The sequence below is a fragment of the Azospirillum himalayense genome (genome assembly GCF_042657465.1).
Taxonomy (GTDB): domain Bacteria; phylum Pseudomonadota; class Alphaproteobacteria; order Azospirillales; family Azospirillaceae; genus Azospirillum; species Azospirillum himalayense.
Window position 1 is genome coordinate 136,441 of sequence record NZ_JBHSLC010000122.1, and the last position, 26,608, is coordinate 163,048.

24 protein-coding genes and 1 tRNA gene are annotated in these 26,608 nt (G+C 69.0%); 18 read left to right on the forward strand and 7 right to left on the reverse strand.

Annotated elements, in window-relative coordinates:
• The first annotated feature begins 376 nt into the window (after nucleotides 1-376).
• The gene (gene acnB / locus ACFPMG_RS34890; RefSeq protein ID WP_377000719.1) at nucleotides 377-2,962 is read left to right on the forward strand and encodes a bifunctional aconitate hydratase 2/2-methylisocitrate dehydratase; all 2,586 of its coding nucleotides are present in this window, start codon (nucleotides 377-379) and stop codon (nucleotides 2,960-2,962) included.
• Between the two features lie 161 nt (nucleotides 2,963-3,123).
• Here the strand turns inward: acnB and ACFPMG_RS34895 are convergent, their stop codons facing one another.
• Nucleotides 3,124-3,924: an AraC family transcriptional regulator gene (locus ACFPMG_RS34895; protein WP_377000721.1), complete on the reverse strand. Its 801-nt coding sequence runs from the start codon at nucleotides 3,922-3,924 to the stop codon at nucleotides 3,124-3,126.
• Nucleotides 3,925-4,051: 127 nt separating this feature from the next.
• On the opposite strand from ACFPMG_RS34895, the gene ACFPMG_RS34900 reads away from it, so the two are divergent.
• From ACFPMG_RS34900 to ACFPMG_RS34915, 4 genes are all read left to right on the forward strand, one after another.
• On the forward strand, nucleotides 4,052-5,257 hold the full coding sequence (locus ACFPMG_RS34900) for an MFS transporter (RefSeq protein WP_377000723.1): 1,206 nt from the start codon (nucleotides 4,052-4,054) through the stop codon (nucleotides 5,255-5,257).
• Nucleotides 5,258-5,439: 182 nt separating this feature from the next.
• On the forward strand, nucleotides 5,440-5,922 hold the full coding sequence (gene fldA / locus ACFPMG_RS34905) for a flavodoxin FldA (RefSeq protein ID WP_103041405.1): 483 nt from the start codon (nucleotides 5,440-5,442) through the stop codon (nucleotides 5,920-5,922).
• The gene (locus ACFPMG_RS34910) at nucleotides 5,901-6,317 is read left to right on the forward strand and encodes a DUF2023 family protein (protein WP_377000725.1); all 417 of its coding nucleotides are present in this window, start codon (nucleotides 5,901-5,903) and stop codon (nucleotides 6,315-6,317) included. The genes fldA and ACFPMG_RS34910 overlap by 22 nt, the downstream gene beginning before the upstream one ends.
• Before the next feature lie 123 nt (nucleotides 6,318-6,440).
• Complete coding sequence (locus tag ACFPMG_RS34915) at nucleotides 6,441-6,731, forward strand: hypothetical protein (protein ID WP_040135076.1); 291 nt, start codon at nucleotides 6,441-6,443, stop codon at nucleotides 6,729-6,731.
• 78 nt (nucleotides 6,732-6,809) lie between these two features.
• On the opposite strand, the gene rraA is transcribed toward ACFPMG_RS34915, so the two are convergent.
• The gene (gene rraA / locus ACFPMG_RS34920; RefSeq protein ID WP_377000727.1) at nucleotides 6,810-7,307 is read right to left on the reverse strand and encodes a ribonuclease E activity regulator RraA; all 498 of its coding nucleotides are present in this window, start codon (nucleotides 7,305-7,307) and stop codon (nucleotides 6,810-6,812) included.
• A 58-nt stretch (nucleotides 7,308-7,365) separates the two neighbouring features.
• Nucleotides 7,366-8,412: an NUDIX hydrolase gene (locus tag ACFPMG_RS34925; protein ID WP_377000729.1), complete on the reverse strand. Its 1,047-nt coding sequence runs from the start codon at nucleotides 8,410-8,412 to the stop codon at nucleotides 7,366-7,368.
• Nucleotides 8,413-8,649: 237 nt separating this feature from the next.
• On the opposite strand from ACFPMG_RS34925, the gene ACFPMG_RS34930 reads away from it, so the two are divergent.
• Together ACFPMG_RS34930 and ACFPMG_RS34935 are read left to right on the forward strand one after the other, a co-directional pair.
• Complete coding sequence (locus ACFPMG_RS34930; protein WP_145681072.1) at nucleotides 8,650-9,303, forward strand: DUF47 domain-containing protein; 654 nt, start codon at nucleotides 8,650-8,652, stop codon at nucleotides 9,301-9,303.
• A 4-nt stretch (nucleotides 9,304-9,307) separates the two neighbouring features.
• Entirely contained in the window at nucleotides 9,308-10,315 is a 1,008-nt protein-coding gene (locus ACFPMG_RS34935) for an inorganic phosphate transporter (RefSeq protein WP_137141785.1), read from the forward strand.
• A 130-nt stretch (nucleotides 10,316-10,445) separates the two neighbouring features.
• Here ACFPMG_RS34935 and ACFPMG_RS34940 read toward each other — a convergent pair.
• Nucleotides 10,446-10,520, reverse strand: a tRNA-Gly gene (locus tag ACFPMG_RS34940).
• Between the two features lie 351 nt (nucleotides 10,521-10,871).
• Between ACFPMG_RS34940 and ACFPMG_RS34945 the strand changes: the two genes are divergently transcribed.
• Nucleotides 10,872-13,961, forward strand: a complete 3,090-nt coding sequence (locus tag ACFPMG_RS34945) for an ATP-binding protein (protein WP_377000732.1) — start codon at nucleotides 10,872-10,874, stop codon at nucleotides 13,959-13,961.
• A gap of 28 nt (nucleotides 13,962-13,989) precedes the next feature.
• On the opposite strand, the gene ACFPMG_RS34950 is transcribed toward ACFPMG_RS34945, so the two are convergent.
• Complete coding sequence (locus ACFPMG_RS34950) at nucleotides 13,990-14,298, reverse strand: ribbon-helix-helix domain-containing protein (protein ID WP_377000734.1); 309 nt, start codon at nucleotides 14,296-14,298, stop codon at nucleotides 13,990-13,992.
• A 232-nt stretch (nucleotides 14,299-14,530) separates the two neighbouring features.
• On the opposite strand from ACFPMG_RS34950, the gene ACFPMG_RS34955 reads away from it, so the two are divergent.
• The 8 genes from ACFPMG_RS34955 (at nucleotide 14,531) to ACFPMG_RS34990 (ending at nucleotide 22,195) form a co-directional block, all read left to right on the forward strand.
• Nucleotides 14,531-14,725: a hypothetical protein gene (locus tag ACFPMG_RS34955; protein ID WP_040135081.1), complete on the forward strand. Its 195-nt coding sequence runs from the start codon at nucleotides 14,531-14,533 to the stop codon at nucleotides 14,723-14,725.
• A 177-nt stretch (nucleotides 14,726-14,902) separates the two neighbouring features.
• Entirely contained in the window at nucleotides 14,903-16,165 is a 1,263-nt protein-coding gene (locus tag ACFPMG_RS34960; protein WP_377000736.1) for a YcaO-like family protein, read from the forward strand.
• A gap of 16 nt (nucleotides 16,166-16,181) precedes the next feature.
• Complete coding sequence (locus ACFPMG_RS34965; protein WP_377000738.1) at nucleotides 16,182-16,973, forward strand: TfuA-like protein; 792 nt, start codon at nucleotides 16,182-16,184, stop codon at nucleotides 16,971-16,973.
• Nucleotides 16,974-17,029: 56 nt separating this feature from the next.
• Entirely contained in the window at nucleotides 17,030-17,740 is a 711-nt protein-coding gene (locus tag ACFPMG_RS34970) for a Crp/Fnr family transcriptional regulator (protein WP_377000740.1), read from the forward strand.
• 104 nt (nucleotides 17,741-17,844) lie between these two features.
• Nucleotides 17,845-18,231 carry a ribbon-helix-helix domain-containing protein gene (locus ACFPMG_RS34975; protein WP_377000742.1) on the forward strand — a complete coding sequence of 129 codons (387 nt, stop codon included), beginning with the start codon at nucleotides 17,845-17,847 and terminating at the stop codon, nucleotides 18,229-18,231.
• A gap of 217 nt (nucleotides 18,232-18,448) precedes the next feature.
• On the forward strand, nucleotides 18,449-20,491 hold the full coding sequence (locus tag ACFPMG_RS34980) for an MASE3 domain-containing protein (RefSeq protein ID WP_377000744.1): 2,043 nt from the start codon (nucleotides 18,449-18,451) through the stop codon (nucleotides 20,489-20,491).
• Nucleotides 20,469-20,864: a response regulator gene (locus tag ACFPMG_RS34985; RefSeq protein WP_377000746.1), complete on the forward strand. Its 396-nt coding sequence runs from the start codon at nucleotides 20,469-20,471 to the stop codon at nucleotides 20,862-20,864. Before ACFPMG_RS34980 ends, ACFPMG_RS34985 begins: the two co-directional genes overlap by 23 nt.
• Before the next feature lie 383 nt (nucleotides 20,865-21,247).
• Nucleotides 21,248-22,195 (forward strand): NAD-dependent epimerase/dehydratase family protein, encoded by a 948-nt coding sequence (locus ACFPMG_RS34990; protein WP_377000748.1) that lies wholly within the window; start codon nucleotides 21,248-21,250, stop codon nucleotides 22,193-22,195.
• 17 nt (nucleotides 22,196-22,212) lie between these two features.
• On the opposite strand, the gene ACFPMG_RS34995 is transcribed toward ACFPMG_RS34990, so the two are convergent.
• Both ACFPMG_RS34995 and ACFPMG_RS35000 read right to left on the reverse strand, forming a co-directional pair.
• A complete protein-coding gene (locus ACFPMG_RS34995) occupies nucleotides 22,213-23,853 on the reverse strand; it encodes a Na/Pi cotransporter family protein (RefSeq protein WP_377000750.1) in 1,641 nt (546 codons plus the stop codon).
• 183 nt (nucleotides 23,854-24,036) lie between these two features.
• Nucleotides 24,037-24,936, reverse strand: a complete 900-nt coding sequence (locus tag ACFPMG_RS35000; protein WP_377000752.1) for a DMT family transporter — start codon at nucleotides 24,934-24,936, stop codon at nucleotides 24,037-24,039.
• Nucleotides 24,937-25,040: 104 nt separating this feature from the next.
• On the opposite strand from ACFPMG_RS35000, the gene ACFPMG_RS35005 reads away from it, so the two are divergent.
• Nucleotides 25,041-25,916: a LysR substrate-binding domain-containing protein gene (locus tag ACFPMG_RS35005; RefSeq protein WP_377000754.1), complete on the forward strand. Its 876-nt coding sequence runs from the start codon at nucleotides 25,041-25,043 to the stop codon at nucleotides 25,914-25,916.
• A 136-nt stretch (nucleotides 25,917-26,052) separates the two neighbouring features.
• Nucleotides 26,053-26,595: a glycine zipper 2TM domain-containing protein gene (locus ACFPMG_RS35010; RefSeq protein ID WP_377000756.1), complete on the forward strand. Its 543-nt coding sequence runs from the start codon at nucleotides 26,053-26,055 to the stop codon at nucleotides 26,593-26,595.
• Nucleotides 26,596-26,608 lie beyond the last annotated feature (13 nt).

Sequence of the window (26,608 nt, forward strand, 5' to 3'; positions counted from 1 at the left end):
TTGTTCGCCATCAACCTCTTCGCCGACGGGTTAGCCATGGTGATGCGGCGGCCCGCGCAGAAACCCCGCCGGGGCGTTCATTGCAAAGACCATGAGAAATTCAGGAAATCGCCGCGCCTCCACAGGGCCGGCGGGAGCAAGTTGTAATACCACTTCTATGGCCGGCGCCTGAAAACGTGTCGCAGGCGGAGCGTTGACTTGACGACTCCCAAGGAGGCGACGTAAGACATCTCCGTTCCGCGGAAGTTCCTTCCGGAATGGTAGGACCAGCGGCGTGGCAAGACGCCGCAAGGGCAAAAAAGCCGGGTCCGCGAGCGCGCCCCCGGGTCGGGGAATCGGACGACTGTTGAGCAACCTTGGATGAGAGGACCGCACCGTGCTTGAAGCTTACCGCCAGCATGTCGCTGAGCGTGCCGCGCTCGGAATTCCCGCCCTGCCGCTTTCGGCCAAGCAGACCGAGGAGCTGGTCGACCTTCTCCTGAACCCGCCGCAGGGTGAGGAAGCCTTCCTGGTCGATCTCATCACGCACCGCGTCCCGGCGGGCGTCGACGACGCCGCCAAGGTCAAGGCCGCCTTCCTGGCCTCGCTCGCCAAGGGCAACGAGACCTCGCCGCTGATCTCCAAGGTCAAGGCGACGGAGCTGCTGGGCACGATGCTCGGCGGTTTCAACATCAAGCCGCTGATCGACCTGCTGGGCGATGCCGAGTGCGGCGAGGCCGCCGCGGCCGGCCTGAAGACCACGCTGCTGATGTTCGACTACTTCCACGACGTCAAGGAGCTGGCCGACAAGGGCAACGCCAACGCCAAGGCGGTGCTGCAGTCCTGGGCCGACGCCGAGTGGTTCACCTCGCGCCCCGAGGTCCCGGCCAGCCTGACGCTGACCATCTTCAAGGTGTCGGGCGAGACCAACACCGACGACCTGTCGCCGGCCCCGGACGCCTGGTCGCGCCCGGACATCCCGCTGCACGCGCTGGCCATGCTGAAGAACCCGCGCCCCGGCATCGTGCCGGAGGAGGCCGGCGTCCGCGGCCCGATCAAGCAGCTTGAGGATCTGAAGGCCCGGGGGAACCTCGTCGCCTATGTCGGCGACGTGGTCGGCACCGGCTCCTCGCGCAAGTCGGCCACCAACTCCGTGCTGTGGTGGACGGGCGAGGACATCCCCTACGTCCCGAACAAGCGTTTCGGCGGCGTCTGCCTGGGCTCCAAGATCGCCCCGATCTTCTACAACACGATGGAAGACGCCGGCGCCCTGCCGATCGAACTCGACGTCTCGCAGATGGAGACGGGCGACACGGTCGAGCTGCGCCCCTACGAGGGCAAGGCGCTGAAGAACGGCGCGGTGATCGCCGAGTTCTCCGTCAAGTCCGATGTGATCTTCGACGAGGTCCGCGCCGGCGGCCGCATCCCGCTGATCATCGGCCGCGGCCTGACCGCCCGCGCCCGTGAGGCTCTGGGCCTCGCCCCGTCGACCCTGTTCCGCCTGCCGTCCTCCCCGGTCGACAGCGGCAAGGGCTTCACGCTCGCCCAGAAGATGGTCGGCCGCGCGGTCGGCCTGCCGGAAGGCCAGGGCGTGCGTCCGGGCACCTATTGCGAGCCGAAGATGACCACGGTCGGCTCGCAGGACACCACCGGCCCGATGACCCGCGACGAGCTGAAGGATCTGGCCTGCCTCGGCTTCTCCGCCGATCTGGTCATGCAGTCCTTCTGCCACACCGCGGCCTATCCGAAGCTGGTGGACGTCAAGACCCACCGCGAGCTCCCGACCTTCATCTCGACCCGCGGCGGCGTCGCCCTGCGTCCGGGCGACGGCGTGATCCACTCCTGGCTGAACCGCCTGCTGATGCCCGACACCGTCGGCACCGGCGGCGACAGCCACACCCGCTTCCCCATCGGCATCAGCTTCCCCGCCGGCTCGGGCCTCGTCGCCTTCGCCGCGGCCACCGGCGTCATGCCGCTGGACATGCCGGAGTCGGTGCTGGTCCGCTTCAAGGGCGCGCTGCAGCCTGGCGTCACGCTGCGTGACCTCGTCAACGCGATCCCGCTCTACGCCATCCGCCAGGGCCTGCTGACGGTGGAGAAGAAGGGCAAGAAGAACATCTTCTCCGGCCGCATCCTGGAGATCGAGGGTCTGCCCGAGCTAAAGGTGGAGCAGGCGTTCGAACTGTCCGACGCCTCGGCTGAGCGGTCCGCCGCCGCCTGCACCGTCCGGCTCAACAAGGAGCCGATCATCGAGTACATGCGCTCCAACATCACCCTGATGAAGTGGATGATCGCCAACGGGTACGAGGACGCCCGGACGCTCGGCCGCCGCATCAAGGCGATGGAGGACTGGATCGCCAACCCGAGCCTGCTGGAGCCGGACGCCGACGCCGAGTACGCCGCGGTGATCGAGATCGATCTGGCCGACATCAAGGAGCCGATCGTCGCCTGCCCGAACGACCCGGACGACGTGAAGCTGCTGTCGGAGGTTGCCGGCGACAAGATCGACGAGGTCTTCATCGGCTCCTGCATGACCAACATCGGCCACTTCCGCGCCGCCGGTAAGATCCTGGACGGGAAGACCGACATCCCGACCCGCCTGTGGATCGCCCCGCCGACCAAGATGGACGCCCAGATCCTGACCGAGGAAGGCTATTACGGCGTTCTCGGCAAGTCGGGTGCCCGCATGGAGATGCCCGGCTGTTCGCTGTGCATGGGCAACCAGGCGCAGATCCGCAAGGGTTCGACGGCCATCTCGACCTCGACCCGCAACTTCCCGAACCGCCTGGGCATCGACACCCGCGTCTATCTCGGCTCCGCCGAGCTGTCGGCCGTCGCCGCCCTGCTGGGCAAGCTGCCGACCCCGGCCGAGTATCTGGAGCAGGTGAGCGTCGTCAACCAGAAGGCCGGCGACATCTACCGCTACATGAACTTCGACCAGATCAAGGAGTTCCAGGACGTGGCCGACACGGTCGCCGCCTGATCCGCCTGAACCTCTTCCCCTCCCCTCGCGCAAGCGGGGGGAGGTCGGGAGGGGGGCCGGGTGCAAGGACTTCTGAAATAGTGAAAAGCCCCGCCGGCATCGTTCCGGCGGGGCTTTTCTTCTTTGGCATCGAGATTAGAACCGCAAAGATACAGAGAGCTTCAGGCCGAACCCTCCGGGCCATGAGCACCGGCCTGCGCCAGATAGGCGCGCGGTGACGCCCCCAGCGTCCGCTTGAACATCGTCGTGAAGGCCGCCGGGTTGTCGTAGCCGAGGTCCAGCGCGACCGTCGTCACCGGCACCCCGGCGACCAGACGCGGCAGGGCGGACACCAGACAGGCCTGCTGGCGCCATTCGACGAAGCTCAGACCCGTCTCGCGCCGGAACAGCCGCGTGAAGTTGCGGCGGCTCATGCCCAGCCCGTCGCTCCAATCCTCGATCGTCGCCTGGATCGTCGGTTCCTGGAGAAACCGCCGGCAGCGCTCCGCCAGGGCGGCGTGGGCGGGAAAGGGCAGCGACAGCGGCTCCACCGGCAGACGGCGCATCTCGTGCAGAAGCAACGCCATCACCGCGCCGTCGTGGCTCTCCGGATCGTAGTCCACCGGCACGTCGATCGCCCGCCCGATCAGGCTGCGGAAGAAGGGCGACAGCGCCAGCACCTCGCAGCGGCCCGGCATGGTGTCGGCCAGCGCGGGGGCCAGATAGAGGCTCCGCGTCATGACCATTCCGATCATGCGGACCTCGTGCGGGACGCCCGGCGGAATCCACAGCCCGCAATGGGGCGGCATCACCCAGCGCCCCTGGGCGGTGGACAGCAGCAGCGTTCCCGTCGCCCCGGACAGCAACTGGCCGCGCCGATGCGTGTGGGCGGCCAGCACGGTGCCGTCCGCGTGATCCTGTCCCAGGGTGATCAGCGGGCGGGGCGACTCCTCGACCGTCTCGATGCGCAGGTTCCGGACCATGGCCCAGTCTCGTAAGAAATCGGCCTGACCGCGGTGGCAGGCCGTCGCGGCTCACCATAGGCTGTTGCTCCACACCAAGCAACGCGCCGCCCGCCCGCCGAGCAAACGCCAAAAAAGGCTTCCTTTCGTGACCGACACCACCCTGTCCCGGCCCAAGGCCGGGGGGACGGCCCTGCCCGTCCTGGGGACGATCAGCGTCTGCCATCTGCTGAACGACCTGATCCAGTCCCTGCTGCCCGCGATCTACCCGATCCTGAAGGGCGGATTCGACCTCAGCTTCGCGCAGATCGGCCTGCTCACCCTGACCTACCAGATCACCGCCTCGCTGCTTCAGCCGATCATCGGGCTCGCCACCGACCGGCGGCCGGCGCCCTATTCCCTGACCATCGGCATGGGCGCGTCGCTGGTCGGGCTGGTCACGCTGGCCTTCGCGCCGAACTACGCGGCGCTGCTGATCGGTGCGACCCTCCTGGGTTTCGGCTCCTCGGTCTTCCACCCCGAGGCGTCGCGGATCGCCCGGCTGGCCTCCGGCGGCGCGCATGGGCTGGCGCAGTCGCTGTTCCAGGTGGGCGGCAACGCCGGCTCGGCGCTGGGGCCGCTGCTGGCCGCCTACATCATCCTGCCGCGCGGGCAGGAGAGCCTGTCCTGGTTCGCGCTCGCCGCCCTGGGCGGCATGGCGCTGCTGACCGGCGTCGGGCGCTGGTATGCGCGCAGCGACCACGCCCGCCCGGTCCGCCGCGGCGCCGCGGCCCGCCACCCCGGCCTGTCCCGCGGGCAGGTGAACCGGGCGCTGGCCGTGCTGATGGTGCTGATCCTGTCCAAGTACGTCTATCTGGCCGGCATCACCAGCTACTACACCTTCTTCCTGATGGAGCGCTTCGCCATGGCGCCGGACGCGGCGCAGCTCTGCCTGTTCGTCTTTCTGGCGGCGGTGGCGACGGGGACGATCATCGGCGGGCCGGTCGGCGACCGGATCGGGCGCAAGACGGTCATCTGGGTCTCGATCCTGGGCATCCTGCCCTTCACGCTGCTGCTGCCCCATGTCGGGCTGACGGCGACGGTCGCGCTGAGCGCGGTGATCGGGCTGGCCCTGGCCTCGGCCTTCCCGGCCATCATCGTTTACGCGCAGGAACTGATGCCCGGCCGCGTCGGCATGGTGTCCGGCCTGTTCTTCGGGCTGGCCTTCGGGATCGGGGGCATGGCCGCCGCCGGGCTCGGCGTCCTGGCCGACTGGAAGGGCATCGGCTTCGTGTTCCAGGCCTGCTCGGTCGTTCCCCTGCTCGGCCTGTTCGCCGCGCTGCTGCCCAACGTTTCCCCGCACAAGGACTCCTGAACCCCTGAAGGCCGCGCCGTTCCAGGCGGCGCGGCCTTCCCTTCGCGGAATTCCCACAAATCCGTCATGGTCATATTGCAAATGAGAATCATTCTTATTATCATTCGACGGAGGCCGGACGTTCCCTCTTTTGCTTGCCGGCCCTGATCCGATTGGCCCACAGGATTGCCCAGAGAGAGACCATGAACGTCACGATCATCTATGGCTCCGACGGCGGCGCGACCAAGTCGGTCGCCTCGCGCATCGCGAAGAAGATTCAGGGAAAGACCGTCGACATCGCCCGCGCCTCCGCCGCGGATTTCGAGAATTGCGACCTGCTGATCCTCGGCGCGCCGACCTACGGGGTGGGCGATCTGCAATGCGATTGGGAGGCCAATTTCGGCACGCTGAAGGCCGCCAACCTGAACGGCAAGAAGGTCGCCCTGTTCGGCACCGGCGATCAGGTGACCTACCCGGAGTCCTTCGTGGACGCCATGGGCACGCTCTACGATCAGGTGGTGGCGCAGGGCGGGGTCGTCGTCGGCTTCACCGACACCACCGGCTACGAGCATTCGGGCTCCACCGCGGAACGCGACGGGCGGTTCGTCGGGCTGGCGCTCGACCAGGACAACCAGTCCTCCCAAACCGACAAACGGATCACCGCATGGATCAGCCAGCTGGCGTGATGCCCCATGATGGGTTGGCCCATGATGGGTTGGCCATGCCTGTCCATCTGCTCGGGCACCATCTGTACGAGTACAGCAAGGGTGTCCGGCCCATGGTCATGATGACGCTCAGCACGCGGGACGCCGACACGGTGACCCGCAAGCTGGCGGAGCGGTTCGTCGACTACCACGTCCAGACGGTGACCGAGGCCAAGGTCAACGTCTTCTTCGGCAACCCGGCCTGCATCGCGATGGTGCGGAGCGTGGTGCGCAAGCCGCTGAACCAGCTGACGCCGGAGGAGGACTTCATCCTCGGCACCCTGCTCGGCTACGACCGCGAGCAGCAGTGCCGGCGCTTCCTGGCCATGGCCCAAGCCGGAAGGGAGGGGGCCGGGCGGGACGGGGCGGTGTCCTGATCCATCCGTCAGGGCACCGTCTCCACCATCCGGAAAAAGGCCGTTTCGGTCTCGACAGGCCGGGCCGCCGCCGTCCAGACTGCTTCCCCAAATAGAATGGAAAACAACCAAGGGGAGGCAGGGATGGCGGCGGCTCCGTCCGGGATGATGTTCGAGAATCCCACGAACGGCCAGCGGGAGGCGGTGACCAACCGCGAGATTCTCTGGGCCTTTCTGCTCGGACCCGTCTACTTCGCAAAAAAGGCCGAGTGGCTGCACGCCGCAATTCACGCGGCCCTGATCCTCATCTCCATCCCGCTGTGGCCGGTCGGCGCCCTGATGACGCTGGGCGTCTGGGTCGGCTACGCCTGCGCGGCGCCGACGATCCTGGAATACCGGTACCAGAAGATGGGGTGGGAGAAGGTCGCGGGCTGAGATGTGACGGGGCGCCGTCGCTGGTGCCCCCACCCAACCCTCCCCCACTTCGTAGGGGAGGGATTCCGAGCCGCCAAGTCACGCGGTCGCGCCGAACTCCTCCGGAGTCAGCACCAGCACGCCGTCCTCGTCGGCGAAGACCAGATCGCCGGGCGTGATGCGGATGCCGGCCAGAGTCACCGGCAGGCCCGTCTGGCCCTCGCCGTTGCGGACGGTCTTGCGCGGGATCGCCGCCAGCGCCTTGATGCCCAGGTCCAGCGTGGCGAGCACCGCGGCGTCACGGACGCAGCCGTGGATGACCACGCCCTCCCAGCCGTTCTTCACCGCGTCCTTGGCGATCAGGTCGCCCATCAGGGCGGCGCGCAGGCTGCCGCCGCCGTCCACCACCAGCACCTTGCCCCGACCCGGCGTGCCCAGCACCTCCTTGACGCGGGAATTGTCCTCGAAGCACTTCACGGTCACCGCGGCGCCGCTGAATTTGCAACGCCGGCCGAAATCACGGAAGACGGGGTCGGCGACGCGGGCGGTCTTCTCGAACCGGTCGTAGAGGTCGCAGGTGCTGTCAAAGTCGGTCATGCGCTTTCGCTCCCCTTCTTTAGGTATTGGCGGAAGAATACCCCCAGATCGGCGATGGTCAATCCTCCGGGGCGGCGATGGCGCCCGTGCTGGTGCGCTCCAGGATGGCGCTGCGGCGGAAGCGGTAGAGTTCGGCGGGGCGCCCGCCGGTCTGGCTCTCATACTGGCCGGTCGGCTCCACCAGCCCGCCGGAGATCATCAGGCGCCGGAAATTCTGCTTGTGCAGCCGCTCGCCGGACAGCGCCTCCACCACCTGCTGAAGCTGGTGCAGGGTGAAGGTCGGGGGCAGCAATTCGAACACGATGGGGCGGTACTTCAGCTTGCCGCGCAGCCGCTCCAGCGCCGTCGCCAGAACGCGGCGGCCGTCGCGGGCCATCGGGCGGCCCAGCGCGCGGGGCATCTCCAGCCTCACTGTGCGCTCCTCCACCCCCGCCCGGCGGGCCAGGTCGTGGTCGCGGAACGCCTCCACCACCAGCCCGGCCTCGTAGAGCAGTTCGTAGCGCTCCAGCACCCGTTCGGAGTCCCACTCCCCGCCGTCCAGGGCAAAGGCCATGCGGGCGCGCTCGCCGCGGCGGGCGCGGGCGGGCTCGTCCGGCGCCGCGGCAACCCAGCGGGCCAGCGCCGGGCGGATCACCGAATCGAGCAGCGCCGGCGGCGAATCGCGCCAGTCCTCCCAAGGAAAGAACTCGTACAGGCCGCGCCACTCCGCCCCGTCGATGCGCAGCGGCGCCTCGCGCAGCAAGGCCAGATAGCCGACCACCAGCGAGCGCGGGCCGCCGAACAACTCATGAGGGTCGCGGTAGCGGTCGCCGAAGCTGTAGAGCTGCTCCACATAGCGCAGGGTCAGCCCGGCCGCGTCCTCCGCCACCGCGCGCAGGCCGTCCTGAAGCGTGCGGAAGCGTTCGGGATCGAAGGGGGCGCCCGGCAGGGCGTCGCGGTGGGGTGGCGGCTCGTCGCCGCGGCGGTGCGATTCGGGGATCTCGAAGCCGCTGCGCACGGTCACCACGCGCGGCTCGGCGCCGTTCGCCGGGGACACGCCCACCGAAACGATGGCCGCCGTAAGCCCGATCTGTGTGTTCTGGCCGATTCGTGTTTCCCCCTCCACGCGCCGTCCGCCTCCCCTTGCCGATCCGTGGGCGGCAGGATAAGCGGCCCGCCGCGGCAAATCACCGGTCTTTCCGCCGGGCACCCCCGTGAAATCTCGCCGCAAGCCGGCCCGGCATGACACTTTTGTGACTCCCCACGGGCGCCGGGGATGTTACACCAGCCGCGACGCTGAGGCTCGCACGCGTCCGTGCGGGTTCTCCAGCACTGCAGGCCGGCGTAAGTTGGAGAACCACGCATGCTGAATTTGTTCCGGGCCCTGATGCCGCGCGAAGAACGGTTTTTCGACCTGTTCGCCGACCACGCCCGGACCGTCGCGACGGGCGCGGAAGCGCTGCGGGCGATGATGGCCAGCGGCCAGGACCTGGAGGAGCGGTTCCAAACCATCCGCCGGGTCGAAAGCGAGGCCGACGCCATCGAAAGGAACATCCAGCTCGCCGTCCACCGCACCTTCATCGTGCCCTTTGACCGTTCGGACATCCAGGAACTCGGCAAGCGGATGGACGACGTTCTCAACCTCATCGAGGAGACCGCGCGTCACCTCGTGGAGGCGGGCTTCATCGACTACACGCCGGAAATGCACGCCCAGGCCGACGCCATCGTGCGCTGCACCGCCCGGCTGAGCGCGGGCATTCCCCTGCTCCGCGACATCCCCAAACACGTCGAGCAACTCCACGCGATGACCGCCGAGGTCTCGCGGATCGAGAGCGAAGGCGACCGGCTCCTGCGCGAAGCCAAGCACCGGCTGCGCGACGAGAGCGGCGGGCTCGACGCCCCCATCACCCATCGCCACGCCCTTCAACGCGAGATCATCGAGCTGCTGGAACGCGTGCTCGATGCCTGCGAGGACGTGGCCGACACCATCGACGGCATCATCGTCGAACAGGTCTGATCCCATGGAAGCCGCTTCCCTCGCCCTGCCCATCCTCATCGGGCTGATCGGCGTCGCCCTCCTCTTCGATTTCCTCAACGGGCTGCACGACGCGGCCAACTCCATCGCAACGGTCGTCTCCACCCGCGTGCTGAAGCCGCGGACCGCCGTCGCGATGGCCGCCTTCTTCAACTTCATTGCCTTCCTGTTCTTCGGGCTGCATGTGGCGACCACCATCGGCACCGGCATCGTCGGAGCGGGGGTGGTCGACCCGCACGTCATCTTCGGCGCGCTGATGGGCGCCATCGTCTGGAACGTCTTCACCTGGTGGCTGGGCATCCCGTCCAGTTCGTCCCACGCGCTGATCGGCGGCCTCGTCGGGGCGGGCGTGGCGAAGGCGGGACTGGACGCCGTGGTGGTGTCCGGTCTGGCGAAGACCGCCGCGGCCATCGTCGTCTCGCCGGTGGTCGGCTTCCTGCTGGCCAGCGTCATGATCGTGGCGGTGTCCTGGCTGTTCCGGCGCAGCACGCCCTTCGCGGTCGACCGGCTGTTCCGCCACATCCAGATCGGCTCCGCCGCGCTCTACAGCCTGGGACACGGCGGCAACGACGCGCAGAAGACCATGGGGATCATCGCCGTCCTGCTCTATTCCCAAGGCATGCTGGGGGAAACCTTCCACGTGCCCTTCTGGGTGGTCATCACCTGTCAGGCCGCGATGGGGCTGGGCACGCTGTTCGGCGGCTGGCGGATCGTCAAGACGATGGGGTCCAAGCTCACCGACCTGAAGCCGGTCCAGGGCTCCTGCGCGGAGACGGGCGGCGCCATCACGCTGTTCGTCGCGACGTGGCTCGGCGTGCCGGTCAGCACGACCCACACCATCACAGGCGCGATCATCGGCGTCGGCGCCGCCCGCCGCACCAGCGCGGTGCGCTGGGGGCTGGCGCAGGGCATCGTCATGGCCTGGGTCATCACCCTGCCGGCGACCGCCATCGTCGGCGCGCTCTTCTACGAGCTGTCGCTGGCGCTGTGGTGACAGGCCCGGCGGGGCCGGAGCGCGGCACGGCGGGCCGAACGGCCCGCCACCGACCCACCCGGCAATGAAGCGCAGAACGCGAAAAGGGCGGCCCGAGGCCGCCCTTTTTCGTACCATCCGCGCTGTGTAATGGAGCGGGCGAAGGGATTCGAACCCTCGACCCCAACCTTGGCAAGGTTGTGCTCTACCCCTGAGCTACGCCCGCGCCGCTCCAGCGGAGGAGCGCCCGTATACGCCCCGGCGACGGCCAAGGCAAGCCTATTTTTTCACACGACACCAATCCTTGCGGTGGAGACGCCTCGACACGGCCGGAATGCAGGGCGGGACGGGCCGCCGCTTGCGGATTGCATGAGAAAGCATACCAACATATGTTAGGCTGCCTCGTTCAGAACAAAATTGCCAATCCGTTGTTTTGAATGTCTGCGCATTTGAATTTGTTTCCTCTAACATGCCGATGACGCTCCGCAGGGGGGCTTCGATGGCCGGAACGGACATGGATTTGGGCGGACCGCAACCGATGCCCATGACGGCGCCTCGGGAGGCGTCGTGCCGTCCCATGCCCGCACCTGACGCCCGTGCCGCCGAATCGCCGGATGGCGGAGCAGCCCGGCGCAACAACGCGGAACGCAAGGTCGTGACCGTGCTGTTCGCCGACATCGTCGAATCCTCCAGCATGGTGTCGGGCCGCGACCCGGAAGAGGCCGACCAGACCCTGCTCACCATCCTGCAGGTCCTCACCGACGCGGTGGAGCGCTACGGCGGCACGGTGGCCCAAGTGCTGGGCGACGGCATCATGGCGGTGTTCGGCGCCCCCTCCGCACTGGAAGACCACGCGCTGCGCGCCTGCCTCGCCGCGCAGGACATCGCCCGCTCGGCCATCGATTCGGACGAATTCAAGATGCGGGTCGGCATCAGCTCCGGCGAGGTGGTGGCCCAGATCATCGAGACGGGGGTGTGGACCGACTACCGCACGGTGGGCGAGACCGTGCACATCGCCGCCAAGCTGCAGCAGCGGGCGCATCCCAACAGCGTGCTGCTGAGCCGCGAGACGCTGGACCTCGTGCCCAAGGGGCTGAGCGTCCGTCCGGCGGGGACGCTGCGCCTGTCCGCCGCGGCGGAGCCGGTGACCGCCTTCGTGCTGGAGGCGGCGCAAGCGATGCGGCGCACCGCGATGGACCTGCTGTCCGCCGAAGGCACCCTGTTCGTCGGGCGCCAGCCCGAACTGGCGGTGCTGTCCGGGGCGCTGCGGCAGGCCGAGCGGGGCCGCGGGACCTGCGCCATCCTGATCGGGGAAGCCGGCATCGGCAAGTCCCGGCTGACCGGAGAGCTGATGCGCAGTCCGGAGGCTGCGGCCTTCACCACCACCATCTGGCCGCAATTCCCGATTCGTCGCCTGGGCGACCCCGACGACCTGGAGGCCGCGGCCCGCTGCCTCGCCCTGTCCGTCTGCGGAGCGGCGGATAGCCCGGCGCCGGACGGCCCAGCGCTGGAAGGTGTGGCGGTGGAGGGTGTGGCGGTGGCGCGCCTGACCGCTGCAGCCGCGCGCAGCGGCGGCGAGCTGGCCGGCGAGGCGATGCGGGAACTGCTCGGCCAGCCCTCCGTCCACCCGCTGTGGCAGGGACTCGACCCGGCCCAGAAGGCCGATTTCAGCGTCGACGGTCTGGTCGCGGCGATCCGCGAGCTGTCCGTGGAACGTCCGCTGCTGATCCTCGTCGAGGACGCTCACTGGACGCGCGGGCTGACCAACCGCCTGCTGGATGCGCTGGCCGGGGGGGTGGAGGACGCCCGGGTCTTCGTCCTGGTCACCTCGCGGCCCGACGCACCCGGCGGCTGGTCCGCACCGGACTCCGTCCACGCCATCACGCTCGACCCGCTGGAGCCGCTGCAGGCCGACGAGTTCCTCGACCATTGGCTCGGCCACAACCCGTCGCTTGCCGACCTGAAGGCGCGCGTCGCGACGCAAAGCCAGGGCGTGCCGCTCTATCTGGAGGAATCGCTGCGCACCCTGGAGACCACCGGGGTCATCGTCGGCAGTCCGGGACGCTACCGGCTGAGCAGGACCGACGCCCGGATGGTCCTGCCGGCTACGGTGCACGGCTTGCTGGCCTCGCGGATCGACGCGCTCGACCCCGATCCGCGGCGGGTCCTGATGCACGCGGCGGTGATCGGCACTTCGGTCGATCTGGGCCTGCTGCGCGCGGTCTCTCCCATTCCCGCCGCCGACCTGCCGGCGGCTCTGGCCCGCCTGGAGCAGAGCGGCTTCTTCGCGCGCTCCCGCCTGCTGCCGAATTTGGAACTGACCTTCCGCCACGCGCTCGTCCAGGAGGTCGCCTACGCCACCCTGACCAAGCGGGAGCGCCAGCCGCTGCACGGGCGGGTCCTGCACGCCCTGCGTCGGCGCTCCGACCGCAACCTGCCGAACCGGGCGGAACTGATCGCCCATCACGCCTTCTACGCCGAGGATTGGCCGCTCGCCTGCGCCTACGGCCGGCGGGCCGGACGTCGGGCGGAGATGCGCTGCAAGCATTTCGACGCCGGGCGTTTCTATGAGCAGGCCCTGAAGGCCTTGGATCATTTGCCGGACACCCGCCGCAACACCCAGCGGCGGATCGACCTGTGGGTCGGCATTCCCCTCGTCCTGCTGCCGCAGGGGCGCCAGCTGGCCGGCGACCCGCTGGAAGAGGCGCGGGACATGGCGCTGGGCATCGGCGACCCCATCCGCTATGCCCGCGCGACCTCGCTCAAGGCATCCTTCCAATGGGTCTACGGCGTGCTCGACGGGGCCATCGCGCTCAGCCGCAGCGCGCTGGACCATTTGGGCAACCGGGGCACGATGGAGCTGCGCATCCAGGGGCTGATGCGGCTGGGCGGCATGCTGGTGGACAAGGGGCATTTTCCGGAAGCCCAGGAGAAGCTGGAGCAGGCCCGCAGTCTGGCGCTGGCCCATGCCCCGCGCGCGCGGTTCGGCCTGACCGCGGTGGCGGTCGCCATAACCGCCGCCTACCAGGGCCGCTGCCTCGCCGAGCTGGGGCGCGACGACGAGGCCGTCCGGGTGATGCTCCACGCGCTCGACATTGCGGAAGAGGTCGGGCACGCCTTCTCCGTGTCGTCGGTGAAGGTCCATCTGGCGCTGGTCCACATCATCGGCGAGCGCTTCGCCGAGGCGCTGCCGCTGTTGAAGGACGCCGTCACGATCACCGAGGCGACGCGCCTGCACATCTTCCAGCCGATCACGCTGGGCGCGCTGGGCTACGCCATCGCCCGCACCGGAGGTCCCACGGAAGGCGCGCGCCTGCTCAACGCCAGCCTGGAACAGGCGCACATCCTGAACCACTCCCTGCCCAGGCCGCGGATCCTGAACTGGATGTCCGATCTGGCCCTGGAGACGGCGCAGCACGAGACCGCGATCGGCTGCGCCGCCAAGGCGCTCGGCATCGCGACGGACGCCGGCCAATTGTCCGAGCAGGGCTGGTCGCACTTCGCCCTGGCCCAGGCCTTCACCGCCGTCGGCCAGCATCGCGAGGCCATGGAGCATCTGGCGGCTGCCGAGACGATGAGCCGCCAGCTGTCCATGATGCCGCTCGCCGACCGCTGCCGGGCCTTCCGCCGCTGCCTCGCCGAGTCCAGCCCGCATCCAGCCCGGTGACGTGATCCGGTAACGCCCTTTCGGAGCGTCAGGCCACCAGCGTGGTGGTGCCCGCGGCGGTGCCGCGGAAATGGTTCAGAACATAGACCCGGACGCTGGTGGCGAAGGGGATGCCCTCCGTCCGGCCGTCATGGATGTCGGCGCACAGCGCCTCCAGCGACTTGCCCTGGGACTTGGCGATGTCCTTCAGCCCGTCCCAGATCGTCGCCTCCAGCCGCAGGCTGGCGCGGCGCCCCCCGATCATCAGCGAGCGGGTCACCACGGCGGGCGGAGCCGCCAGCGAGCTGAGGTCGGCCATCTCGTCGAGGCTGCGGGGAATGCGGCGGTCCAACTTCATCGGTACGCTCCTGTCTCGGCTGGCCGGTTCTCGGCTTGGCGAATTTTTCCTGCGTCACCGGAATTTTTCCGGGACTAAAACATGCGTGTGTGCGCGTGTAGGCGATTTTTACCCGGCGCCGGGGCGTCCGGCATGTGAAGTTCTTCACAGTCCGGACGGGTCATCGCGGCCAAGGTTTCGACATACCGCAGTATTCGCGGTTTCTCAAAACCCACGCCCAGGAGCTGTTCCCATGACCGCCATCATCGACCAGACCGCCCTCATCCGTGGCGCCGACGGCCGTCTCTTCGCCGTGACCGCCCAGGGCGTCACCGAAGTCGCCGAGCAGGCCGCCGCTCTGACCGCCACCGCCCGCATCGGCGACCGCCGCGCCTTCAACAGCGACGACCACGAGGCCGCCCGCCACGCGATCACCCCGGGCCTCTGACCGGCGGGGCGACCCCGCCGAGGCCCGCCAACCGGGCCTGTTCTTCGGGCCGTGGCGACCGGTGTTTTTCCTGACCGGCCTGCCACGGTCCCCGCCCGGCCCTCCCCCTTCGCCGGCGCTCCTTCCGGTTCACCACGGGCATACCGTGGCGGCGTACCTTGGTGGAGACCGTCTCCCATGCCCCTCGATTTCGTCCGCGGCATCGCCCGGGACCCGGCCATGTCCGACCAGCCGCTGAAGGTCCACACTACCGGAACCCACCGGATCGCCACGCCGGACCAGACGCTGGCCCGCGTCGCCCCCTTCCTTCCCGTCATGGGCATCACGCGGGTGGCGAACGTCACGGGGCTGGACCGCGTCGGCATTCCAGTCGTCATGGTGACCCGGCCGAACTCCCGCTCCATCTCCGTCGCCCAGGGCAAGGGCGTGACGCTGGCCGCCGCCAAGGCGTCGGGCGTCATGGAGTCGATCGAGAGCTACCACGCCGAACGCATCACCCTGCCCCTGAAATACGCCAGCTACGATGAGCTGCGCTGGACCCACCGGGTGGTGGACGTGACCCGCCTGCCGCGGCTGTCGACCAGCGCCTTCACCCCCCACACCCCGATGCTGTGGATCGAGGGCGACGATCTGCTGGGCGGCGGACGGACATGGGTGCCGTTCGAGACGGTGCATTTGAACTTCACGCTGCCGATGCCGCCGGGGTCCGGCTGCTTCCTCGCCGGGTCCAACGGGCTGGCCTCGGGCAACAGCCTTGCCGAGGCGACCGCGCACGCCATGACCGAACTGGTCGAGCGCGACGCCGCCACCCTGTGGCGCCTCGCCTCTCCGGAGGCCCAGGCCGCCACCCGCATCGATCCCGCCAGCGTCGCCGACCCGGTCTGCCGCTCGCTGCTCGACCACTTCGACGATGCGGGAGTCGCGGTCGGCCTGTGGGACATCACCAGCGACATCGGCCTGCCGGCCATCCTTTGCCGCATCGCGACGCGGGAAGACGCGCCGCAGCACAGCATCCGCCCGGCCATGGGCATGGGCTGCCACACCGCGCCGGAGGTCGCGCTGTCCCGCGCCCTGACCGAAGCGGCGCAGAGCCGGCTGACCTTCATCGCCGGGGCCCGCGACGACATGCCCCGCTCCGAATACGAACGCCACCTCGACCCGGTGCAGCACGCGCGTTGGACGGCGCTGATCACCGAGGGCACCGGGCGCCGCGACTTCGCCGCGATCCCCGGCCTCGCCGGACGCACCATCGAGGAGGATCTGGCCCGCCAGCTCGACCGGCTGCGCGCCGTCGGCATCGAAGAGGCCGTGGCGGTGGACCTGTCCAAGCCGGAGTTCGGCATCGCCGTGGTCCGCTTGGTCGTTCCAGGCCTGGAGGGGCTCGATTCCTCCCCGGACTACCTGATGGGTGCGCGGGCGCGCGCCGTGGCCGGCGCGTGAGGCCGGGGAGAGTATAATGAGAACGAAGACGGAGACTCCCATGCGGATGACGGACGGGCTTTACGTCTTCCTCGGCCCCACCCTGCCCCGCACCGACGCGGCCCGGCTTCTCGACGCCACCTATCTGCCGCCGGTCGCCCAGGGTGACATCATCCGGCTGTGCGAGCGCAAGCCGCGGGCGATCGGCATAGTGGACGGTTATTTCGAAAACATCCCGTCCGTCTGGCACAAGGAGATCCTGCACGCCATCCACCAGGGAGTGGCGGTGTTCGGAGCCTCCAGCATGGGCGCCCTGCGCGCCGCGGAACTGCACCCCTTCGGCATGATCGGCGTCGGCGCCGTCTTCGAAGCCTTCCGCGACGGCCGGCTGGAGGACGACGACGAGGTGGCGGTGATCCATGGCCCGGCGGAACTCGGCTATCCCAGCCTGTCCGAAGCCATGGTGAACATCCGCCGCACCCTGGCCGACGCGGCGCAGGAGGGTGTCGTCCCCGCTGCCACGGCGCGGCGGCTCGAGTCCATCGCCAAGGCCCTGCCCTACCGCGAGCGCGGCTATGGCCGGGTGTTTCGCCTCGCCGCCGCCGAGGGGCTGGCGGAGGAGGAACTCGCCGATCTCCGCCACTGGCTGCCCAACGGACGGTGTGACCAGAAGCGGGAGGACGCGCGCGACCTGCTCGGGACCATGCGCCGCTGGGCGATGGACGGCGGGCGGGCGCCCGAAGCCCGCTTCCATTTCGAGCACACCGCCCTGTGGGACCGCGCCCTGCGCGACGGCGCGCACTCCCGAACGGGGAATCCGCTGGACTGATCGTCCTCCGGGTGCCATCAACGGTCCGACGGCACTCAACCGGGACCGCGAACGCCATGGCCTTACTGAAGGACGTCGCCGGCATCCTGCGGCGCAACCGAATGTTGGGCATCCTCGACGACGTCCGGATGCAGGAGCTGGTCGCGCTGGGCCGGGTCTCGCGGTTCCACGAAAACCAGACCGTCTTCAGCAAGGGCGATCCCGGCGATTGCCTGTACGCCATCATGAAAGGGCAGATCGCCGTCTCGACCTCGTCGGAGGATGGCAAGACGATGCTGCTCAACATCCTGAACCCCGGCGACGTGCTGGGGGAAATCGCGTTGATCGACGGCAAGGACCGCACCGCCGGGGCCACCGCGCTGCGCCCGGCGGAACTGTTCCGCATCGACCGTCCGGAATTCATCTCCTTCCTGGAGCGCCACCCCTCGCTGTGCATCCGGATGATGGGGGTTTTGTGCGAACGCCTGCGCTGGGTGTCGGAAAACATCGAGGATGCGGTTTTCCACGACGTGCCGCGCCGGCTCGCCCGGCGTATCCTGCTGCTGGCGGACACCTATGGGCAGAAGACGTCCGCCGGGCTGCGCATCAACCAACCGGTGTCCCAGGAGGCGCTGGCGTCGATGCTGGGTGTCACGCGCGAGATGGTGAACAAGAGTCTGCGTGCATTGCGCAACGCCGGGGCGATTACCTATAACAAAGGTTTTATCATCATCACCAATCTACACATGCTTAAGGATATGGCGGGAGAGTCGGACGACGTGCCGTAAGGCCACCCAACACCTCCGTTGAGTTTTATCGTCGCAAATTTTTTCAATCGCGCTATATTGGCTCACGACACAAAACACGGCTGACAGTCGAGGAATACAGGGCTATGTCGGGTCAGGATTCACAGGCGTCCAACGCGCCATCGCCGCTGAACGCCATCCCGCTGGTGGCACGCACCGTCAAGCTGTTCGGAAGCCCGACGCAACTTCGGTTGGAGCCGTCCTATTGGGAAGCGCTGGACGACATCTGCCACCGGGAAGACCTGACCGTGGACGAACTGTGCAGCGACCTGAAGGACCGCCTCGATTCGCAGTCACGCCGGTCGCGCGGCAACGCCGTGTCGCTGGCCAACGCGGTCCGCGTGTTCATCGTCGGCTATTACCGCAAGGCGGCGACGGAAAAAGGTCACGACCGGGCCGGCCATGGCCGCGGCGACCCCTTCATCAGCACGCCCTTCGACCTGCCTCCGATCCAGCCCGCCAAGGAAGGCTGATTTACCGGCGCTCCTCCCACTGAACAGCGCATGTCCCGGGGACAGGACGGTGGCCACCGCTTTCCCGTGAGGAAATGTCGCGACCGTTGAAAGTGTTCAACGTCCGGCTTGCGCCGCGACGGGATTTGGTGTGTTGATCGGTCCGGCGGCATCACACGGTCGGCAGACCGGGCCATCCGTGGGCCGCCACTCCCGTCCACCGCGGAGCCGACCGTTCATGAGCGGGATCCAGCCGTCCGCCATTCGACCGATGCTTGCCCGGTGGTTCGGGGACCGCTCCTTCCTGTCCGGCTTGTCCGCCCTGCTGATCCTCATGGCCGTGTTGGCGGTGCTGGTCCGTCACAACTACCTGCTGTTCCATCTCTGCGCCGAGATGTTCGCCGTCGCCATCTCCATGACGATCTTCACGATCGCCTGGAACACGCGCGACACCAACCAGTCGCCTTTCCTCGCCTTCGTCGGTCTGTCCATGCCGGGCATCGCGCTGCTGGATCTGCTCCACGCCATCGCCTTTCCCGGCATGAACGTCATCGGCGAGGCCAGCGTCAACCAATCCACCCAGCTCTGGATCGCCGCCCGCGGCCTTCAGGCGGCTGTTTTCCTGGCCGCTCCGCTGCTGACCGAGACGCGGCTGCGCGCGGGCGACGTGCTGCTGATCCAGGCCGCCGCGGTGGCCTGCACCTTTCTGTCGATCTTCACCTTCGGCATCATGCCGGACGCCTTCATTCCTGGCGTCGGGCTGACACCCTTCAAGATCGGTGCCGAATACACGTTCGGCGCTGCGGCCGTCGTCGCCTGTCTGCTGCTGTTCGGCAAGCGCCGGCAGTTCGAGCCCAGGGTGTTCGGCCTGACCTTCGCCGGCATCGCGCTGCTCGCCCCGCAAGAGCTGATCTTCACGCTCTACGACCATCCGCACGGGGTGGCGAACGCGCTGGGGCACTTCATAAAAATCCTGTCCTTCTACCTGCTCTACCGGGCGATCATCGTCACCGCGCTGCGAAACCCCTACGACCTTGCCTTCTACCGGATGCGCCGCAGCGAGGAAGCCCTGCGCGACCATCTGAGCGGGCTGGAGTCCCTGATCGCCACCCGCACCGCCGAACTGCGGGAGAGCGAGGCACGCTGGCGGGCGCTTCTGGAATGCTCGAACGACTGGTTCTGGGAAACCGACGAGCGCGGGCGCTTCACCGCCCTGTCGCCGCGGGCCCAGGAATCCACCGGGCGCGGCGGGGCGGAGCTTTTGGGATTCACCCACGCCGATCTCCTGGACCGCAACCGTCCGGAGGAGGATTTCCCCATCCTGATCGAGGCATTGCACCGACGGGAGCCCTTCCGCCGTCTCTCCTTCCCGCTGGACGCGCCGGGAGGGGCCGCGCGCTGGGTGATGGTCAGCGGCACGCCACGCTATGACGGCAACGGCACCTTTCTCGGCTACCGCGGCACGACCAGCGACATCAGCGCGCGGCGCCAATCGTTGGAAGCGGCGCGGCAAAAGCAGACCATGGCGGCGCTCGGCAGCCTCGTCGGCGGCCTCGCCCACGAAATCAACAACCTGCTGCAGCCGGTCATCAGCCTGTCCGATCTGGCGCGCGGCCGCGTCGGGGAGGACCGCAAGCTTCAGGCCTACCTGAACGCCATCCACGACAGCGGGGTGAAAGCCCGCACGATCATGCGCGACGTCCTCCAGTTCGCCCGCGTCGAGGTGGCCGACTCACCGCCGGGCAACCTTGAGGACGCCGTACGTTCGGCCCTGGAACTTGCCGCCCCGTCGATGCCTCCGTCCATCGAGACGCGCACGCGTCTGGAACCCGGCCTGAGCGCGGTGACGATCACCGCGACCGAGCTGACCCAGGTCCTCCTCAATCTGATTCAGAATGCCCGCGATGCCATGCCGCAGGGCGGCACCCTGGCCATCGGCGCCCGTTCCCTGACCCTCAGGGAGCGGGACACCCCCCTCAGCCAGCTCGGCGAAGGCGAGTATGTGCGGTTGACCGTGACCGACACCGGCACGGGGATGGATGAGGGAACGCGTCAGCGTGTGTTCGATCCCTTCTTCACCACCAAACCGGTCGGAAAAGGGACGGGGCTTGGGCTTTCGGTGGTATATGGTATTGTGCGGAACGGGGGCGGCGACATTCGGGTCGAAAGCGCACCCGGACGCGGTTCGTCCTTCATCATCGACCTGCCCACCGCCCCGCCCGGCGGACCGGGCCAAACGACACATGGGATGCTGGTTCATGGCGAAGGTGCTGGTCGTTGAGGATTCGGCCGCCGTGCGGCTGGCGGTCACCGAAGTGATCGAGCAGGCGGGCCATGAGGTCGTGGAAGCGGAAAACGGCCGCATCGCCATCGCCCTGCTCGACGGCGGCGCGACCTTCGACCTGATCGTCACCGACGTGCTGATGCCCGAGGCCGACGGGGTGGAGGTCATCAAGGCCGCGCGCACCCGCAACCCCGGCGCGCAGGTGCTCGCCATGTCGGGGGGAGCGCCAAACCTTCCCGCGGGCTATGCCTTGAAGATGGCCGAAATGTTCGCAGCCGATGCCGTGCTCTACAAGCCATTCCTGAACGAGGAACTGCGCAAGGCCGTGGCCCGCCTGCTGTCCGCAGCGGATGGCTCCGGGGCCGGCTGACAGCGGGCCGGCGGCGTCCCATTGCGTCTTGGGCGTTGCGTCTTGGGCGTTGGGTCTTGGCCATTGCATCCTGGTCCCGCTGTGTCTTTCAACACACACTGTCTCCGGGACGCATCACGGCGGCCATCGGCTCCCTTGACCGAAGTTATCCACAAAATAGTGCATAAGACGGTGGATAAGGCTGTTGAACCCTCGGTCCCGCCTGCCTGCCGCGAGGGTGCCGGAAAACGCCCCTGAAACGGCACCGATTCGGGGTGCCGCACCACGAACGGCCAGGATCGGCGCAACCCATGCGCCATCCCCTACCCCTAAGATGGTCTGGTCGGCTCCGCCCCCCCTCGCCACTATGAAACCATGCTTTGCGAAGGTGGAAAGGACGGGGGATGGCCCATTTTCTCGTGACCGGCGGCTGCGGCTTCATCGGATCGCATCTGGCTGACCGGCTGATCGGCGACGGGCACCGGGTCACCATTCTGGACGACATGAGCACCGGCCGACTGGAGAACAAGCCGCTGCTGGCGAAGCTGGTGGTTGGCGACGTCGCCGATCCGGACGCGGTCCATCAAGCCATGCAGGGGGTGGACGGCGTGTTCCATCTGGCCGCCGTCGCCTCCGTCCAGCGCTCGCGCGAATTGTGGGCGGAAACCCACCGCACCAACCTGTCGGGAACCGTGGCCGTCTTCGAGGCGGCGCGCAACGCCCGCAACGGCAACCCGGTGCCGGTGGTCTACGCTTCCTCGGCCGCGGTTTATGGCGACAACACGGCCACTCCGCTGCGCGAGGACGCCGTGACGCGCCCGCTGTCCGCCTATGGCGTGGACAAGCTGGGCTGCGAGCTGCACGCCAACGTCGCCTGGGCCATCCACGGGGTGCCGACGACCGGCTTCCGCTTCTTCAACGTCTACGGTCCACGGCAGGACCCGTCCTCCCCCTATTCCGGGGTGATCTCGATCTTCGCCCGCCGGGTGGCGCAGGGCGAGGATGTGACGATCTTCGGCGACGGCGAGCAGGTGCGCGACTTCGTGTTCGTCGGCGACGTCGTGCGCTTCCTCGTAAAAGCGATGGAGATCAAGGCGATGGAACGCCAACCCCAGGGGGCGGAGGTCTTCAACCTGTGCACCGGCCGCCCGACCTCGCTGCTGATGCTGCTTGAGGTGTTGCAGGAGCTGTGCGCCAGCCGGGTGCGCCGCCTGCACCAGCCGGCACGGGTGGGCGACATCCGCGTGTCGATCGGCGACCCGGCGCGGCTGCGCGCCACCTTCGGCGAGGGCTGCCGGTTCGGCCTGCTGCAGGGCTTGAGCGCAACTCTGACCGGGGAGATGCCACGGTAACGCGGCGCTCCCCGCCCCTAGACGTCGCGGCTTTCCAGCCGGGGCAGGCCAACCACCTTCAGGCGGCTTTCGCTGAGTTCCCCCACCTGATCCAGGATCGGCAGGGCGACCGCGGCGACGTGGGCGTTGATGCGCTTCAGGTCGCGCAGGATGTCCAGCACCAGGGCGCTGGTCTCGATGCTGGCGGCGTCGCCGCGGCGCACGCGGTCGAGGTGGCGGGCGGTGGCGGTCCGCTCCAGCGCCCGCACCGCGTCCTTGCCGGCGATGAGCTGCCGGGCCAGCCGCCGGTCCTCCCCGATCAGGATGCCGAGCGCCGTGCGCAGATTCTCCACCGTCCGGCGGTGCAGGTCCTCCACCTCCCGGAAATCATCCGGCGCGAAATGCAGGTGGTGGCGGATGCGCTTGGCGGCGAGTTCCATCAGGCTCTTGTCGATGATGTCGCCGATGTGCTCCAGGTTGATGGCGAAGGCCATCAGGTCGTCGACCCGCCGGGTCTCCTCGGCGTCGAGGTGGCGGCGGCCGAGCTTGGCGAGGTAGAGCTTGATGGCGGTGTGCAGCCGGTCCACCCGGTCGTCGGCGCGGCTGACCTCGGCGATCGGGCGCTCGTCGTTCTGGCGCAGGGCGGTCAGGCTGCGGCACAGCATGTCCTCCACCAGATCGCCCAGCCGCAGGGTCTCACGCACGGCGCCGGCGATGGCGACGGAAGGAGTCTCCAGCGCCGATTCGTCGAGGTGCCGGGGCGTCGCCGCGTCCTCGCCCGCGTCCTCCGGCTCGGGAAGCAGCCGCTCCGTCAGCCGGGCGAGCGGCGTCACCAGCGGCAGGAAGAGCAGCGCCAGCGCCGCGTTGAAGGCGACGTGCGCGCTCACCACCGCGGTCAGCGGGGCCATGCCGGCCAGGAACGACGACGCCATCGGCACCAGCGGCAGGGCCAGAAGCGAACCGCTCACCCGGACCAGCAGATTGCCCAACGGCACCCGCCGCGCCAACGCGCCGTCCGCCGAGGTCGCCAGCACCGCCGGCACCGCGCCGCCCAGGTTGGCGCCCAGGACCAGCGCCACCGCCGTCTCCGTCCCGATCACCCCCGCCCCGGCCAGGGACCCCGCCAGCATCACCGTGGCGAGGCTGGAATGCACCGCCGCGGTCAGCGCCGCCGCGACGATCAGCGCGAACAGCGGCTCGCCGCCCAGCGCCTCCAGCATCGCCTGGACCAGCACCGATTCCCGGACCGGCAGGGTGGCGGCACCCAACAGCTTCAGGGCGAGCAGCATCAGCCCGATGCCGACCAGGATGCGGGCCAATGCACGCCGCCCGCGATGCTCGCCGCCGAGCGCGTGCAGCGCCCCGCCGATCAGCAGCAGGCTGGGCGACAGCCAATGCAGGTCGACGGCGAGCAGCCGCGCGACGAGGCTGGTCCCGATGTCGGCGCCCAGCATCACCGCCAGCGCCATGGGGGTGGTCATGAAGCCCTGCCCGGCCATTGAGGCGGTCATCAGGGCGGTGGCCGTGCTGCTCTGCACCGCGATGGTGGCGGCGACGCCGGCCAGGAAGGCAGCCAGCCGGTTGCGCGTGCCGTGGCCGACCCAGCGGCGCACCGCCGCGCCACCCCACCGGAAGACGCCCGTCCGCACCAGCCGCAGCGCCCACAGCAGCAGCGCCACGGCGCCGAGGATGTCGATCAGGACCAGGGTGGGCGAGACGGCGGCGGTCGTGATGGCGGTCCTCCCGGCGTGTGGGCCTCAACAAAAGGACGATGGAGAGTGGGGCATCATGAAAACGTAACAATCGCAGGGCGCAACCTGATCCCCCGCGAAAGGCGTATTCCTTTTGCCGGGACGCGGCCCTTACCCCCGCGTCACCAGCCGGATGCCCAGGGCCACCGGCAGGATGCCCAGCAGGTCCCAGGGCTGCACCGTCTCGCCCAGCAGCGCCCAGCCGAACAGCATGCCGAGCGGCGGCATCAGGAAGTGATAGGCGCTGGCCTCCGTGGCGCTCGTCCGCTGCAGCAGGCGGAACCACAGCAGGTAGCCGCCGATCGACACCACCAAGGCCTGATAGACCAGCGAGGCGGCGAAGCCGGCGGTCAGCCGGATCGACCCGGCGTCCTCCAGCAGCAGCCCAAGGGGCAGCAGCGCCAAGCCCGCCGCCAGAACCTGCACCCCGGTGCCGGCGAGCAGCCCGGTCCGCGGCGCCAGCCGCTTGAACAGCAGCGTCCCCGCCGACAGCGCCATCAGAGCGCCGACCGCGAGCGCGATGCCCAGCGGCGCGTCCGTCCCGCTGCCCAGCCGCCCGCGGACCACCAGCGCCACCCCGGCCACCCCCAGCGCCAACCCCACCGCCTTGCGCCGGTTCATCGCCTCGCCCAGCAGCAGGGCGGCCAGCGCCGCGGTCAGCACCGGGTTCGCGCTGACGATCAGCGCCGTCAGGCCGGAGGACACGTAGGTCATGCCGCTGTAGCTCAGCCCCAGATAGAGCGCGTGGTTGAGCAGGCCGAGCAGCGCCAGCAGGCCGAGGGTCCGCCCGGCCATCCCCCGGTACTCGCCCCGCCACGCCGCGACGGCGGCGAGCAGCGCCCCGGCGATCAGGAAGCGGAAGGCCAGCAGCAGCAGCGGCGGGCAGTCGGCCAAGCCGATCTTCCCCGCGGCGAAGGCCGAACTCCAGGCGAGACAGAAGGGCACGACCAGCGCAAGCGGCGCCGCCCGCGGGTCGGTCAGGGGTAAGGGGTGCGTGGCGGCGTGCGTCATGGCCGGTCCTCTCCCATGCGGAATCCTGTGCGTTGGTGAGAGGATGACGCGGAGCTTTTCCATTTGGAAATTGGATGATATCATACATTGCATTCGAAATCTGAATGGTCGGTCCGATGCGCGAGATGGATCTGGGGCTGCTGCGCACCTTCGTCTCGGTGGTGGACGCCGGCGGCTTCACGCGGGCCGGCGAGCGGGTGCACAAGACGCAATCGACGGTCAGCCAGCAGATCCGCCGGCTGGAGGAGCAGGTCGGTCTGCCGCTCCTCGACCGCAACAGCCGCGCCGTCGCGCTGACCGACGACGGCGAGCGGCTGCTCGGCTACGCCCGCCGGCTGCTGGCGCTGAACGACGAGGCGAACGCCGTCCTGTCCGGACGCCCGGCGGCGGAGGTGGTGCGGCTCGGCGTGCCGGAGGATTACGCGGTGGAGCGGCTGCCCCGCCTGCTCGCCGACTTCGCGCGGGCGAACCGGCGGCTGCGGCTGGACGTGCGCTGCGACCTGTCGGTGCGGCTGCGCGCCGATGTGGAGTGCGGCGACCTCGACATCGCCCTGGTAAAGCAGGAACCCGGCCGCCCCGGCGCCCTGCGCGCGTGGCGGGAGCCGCTCTGCTGGGTCGGCCCGGCGGCGGAGGACCTGCACCGCGAGGACCCGCTGCCGCTGGTGCTGTTCCCCCAGGGCTGCGTCTACCGCAACCGCGCGGTGCATGAGCTGGAGCGCGCCGGGCGGCGCTGGCGGGTGGCCTATTCCAGCCCCAACCACGCCGGGGTGCGCGCCGCGGTGTCCGGCGGTCTGGGCGTCAGCGTGCTTCCCCACAGCGCCCTGCCGCCCGGCGCGCGCTTCCTCGGCGTGGCGGATGGTTTGCCGGCTCTGCCGGAAACGGAGTTGGCCCTGCTGACCGGTGGCGCGGCGCGGAGCGCGGGGGTGGAAATGGTCACCGCGCTGCTGACGGAGAGCCTTCCCGAACCGGTGTGGGCGTGAGGGGCACGGCGGGGCGGGCCAAGGGCGGGTTACTTCTTTCGCGCACCCCAAAAAGGTCACGCCCAGCGCGGCGGTCGGATGGATGAAGACTCCGCCCCCGGATGTTCATTCGGGTGAGACGTACCCTGGAGCCATCATGACGCACATCCGCTTCACCCCCAAATCCATCGCCATCGCGCTGCTTGCCGGTGTGGCGGTCTTGGGCGCTGGAGCGTCCCCGGTCCTCGCCGACCCGCCCGATTGGGCGCCGGCCCACGGCTGGCGCGCCAAGCAGGAGCGCCATCACGAGCGCGACCGGCACGAGCGGGGCCGCTATTACGAGCATGGCTACATCGACGGTGGCTACGGCGACGGGCGCGTGGTGATCGTCCGCCGCCCCCCGCCGGTGGTGGTCTATGAGGAGCCGCCGGTCGTGCATTACGCCCCGGCCCCCGTCTACATCGAGGAGCCGCCGCCGGTGATCGTCCAGCAGCGCCCGCGCGTGGTCCGCGCCGCGCCGCAGGTGGTGGAGTGCGGGCCGCTCGACGGCGACCTGATCGGCGTGCTCGGCGGAGCGGCCGTCGGCGGGCTGGTCGGTTCGCAGTTCGGGCGCGGCGACGGCAAGCTGGCGGCGACCGCCGCCGGCACGCTGGGAGGCGCCATGCTGGGCGGCGCGATGACCCGCGGCGGCGGCTGCTAAGCCCTTAAAGAGA

Excerpts from the sequence above, each read along its gene's own strand:
- ACFPMG_RS34895 (WP_377000721.1), bottom strand. The coding sequence starts at position 3,924 with ATGGTCCGGAACCTGCGCATCGAGACGGTCGAGGAGTCGCCCCGCCCG.
- fldA (WP_103041405.1), top strand. The coding sequence starts at position 5,440 with ATGAACGTCACGATCATCTATGGCTCCGACGGCGGCGCGACCAAGTCG.
- ACFPMG_RS34910 (WP_377000725.1), top strand. The coding sequence starts at position 5,901 with ATGGATCAGCCAGCTGGCGTGATGCCCCATGATGGGTTGGCCCATGAT.
- ACFPMG_RS34915 (WP_040135076.1), top strand. The coding sequence starts at position 6,441 with ATGGCGGCGGCTCCGTCCGGGATGATGTTCGAGAATCCCACGAACGGC.
- rraA (WP_377000727.1), bottom strand. The coding sequence starts at position 7,307 with ATGACCGACTTTGACAGCACCTGCGACCTCTACGACCGGTTCGAGAAG.
- ACFPMG_RS34930 (WP_145681072.1), top strand. The coding sequence starts at position 8,650 with ATGCTGAATTTGTTCCGGGCCCTGATGCCGCGCGAAGAACGGTTTTTC.
- ACFPMG_RS34935 (WP_137141785.1), top strand. The coding sequence starts at position 9,308 with ATGGAAGCCGCTTCCCTCGCCCTGCCCATCCTCATCGGGCTGATCGGC.
- ACFPMG_RS34945 (WP_377000732.1), top strand. The coding sequence starts at position 10,872 with ATGCCCGCACCTGACGCCCGTGCCGCCGAATCGCCGGATGGCGGAGCA.
- ACFPMG_RS34950 (WP_377000734.1), bottom strand. The coding sequence starts at position 14,298 with ATGAAGTTGGACCGCCGCATTCCCCGCAGCCTCGACGAGATGGCCGAC.
- ACFPMG_RS34955 (WP_040135081.1), top strand. The coding sequence starts at position 14,531 with ATGACCGCCATCATCGACCAGACCGCCCTCATCCGTGGCGCCGACGGC.
- ACFPMG_RS34960 (WP_377000736.1), top strand. The coding sequence starts at position 14,903 with ATGCCCCTCGATTTCGTCCGCGGCATCGCCCGGGACCCGGCCATGTCC.
- ACFPMG_RS34965 (WP_377000738.1), top strand. The coding sequence starts at position 16,182 with ATGAGAACGAAGACGGAGACTCCCATGCGGATGACGGACGGGCTTTAC.
- ACFPMG_RS34970 (WP_377000740.1), top strand. The coding sequence starts at position 17,030 with ATGGCCTTACTGAAGGACGTCGCCGGCATCCTGCGGCGCAACCGAATG.
- ACFPMG_RS34975 (WP_377000742.1), top strand. The coding sequence starts at position 17,845 with ATGTCGGGTCAGGATTCACAGGCGTCCAACGCGCCATCGCCGCTGAAC.
- ACFPMG_RS34980 (WP_377000744.1), top strand. The coding sequence starts at position 18,449 with ATGAGCGGGATCCAGCCGTCCGCCATTCGACCGATGCTTGCCCGGTGG.
- ACFPMG_RS34985 (WP_377000746.1), top strand. The coding sequence starts at position 20,469 with ATGGCGAAGGTGCTGGTCGTTGAGGATTCGGCCGCCGTGCGGCTGGCG.
- ACFPMG_RS34990 (WP_377000748.1), top strand. The coding sequence starts at position 21,248 with ATGGCCCATTTTCTCGTGACCGGCGGCTGCGGCTTCATCGGATCGCAT.
- ACFPMG_RS35000 (WP_377000752.1), bottom strand. The coding sequence starts at position 24,936 with ATGACGCACGCCGCCACGCACCCCTTACCCCTGACCGACCCGCGGGCG.
- ACFPMG_RS35005 (WP_377000754.1), top strand. The coding sequence starts at position 25,041 with ATGGTCGGTCCGATGCGCGAGATGGATCTGGGGCTGCTGCGCACCTTC.
- ACFPMG_RS35010 (WP_377000756.1), top strand. The coding sequence starts at position 26,053 with ATGACGCACATCCGCTTCACCCCCAAATCCATCGCCATCGCGCTGCTT.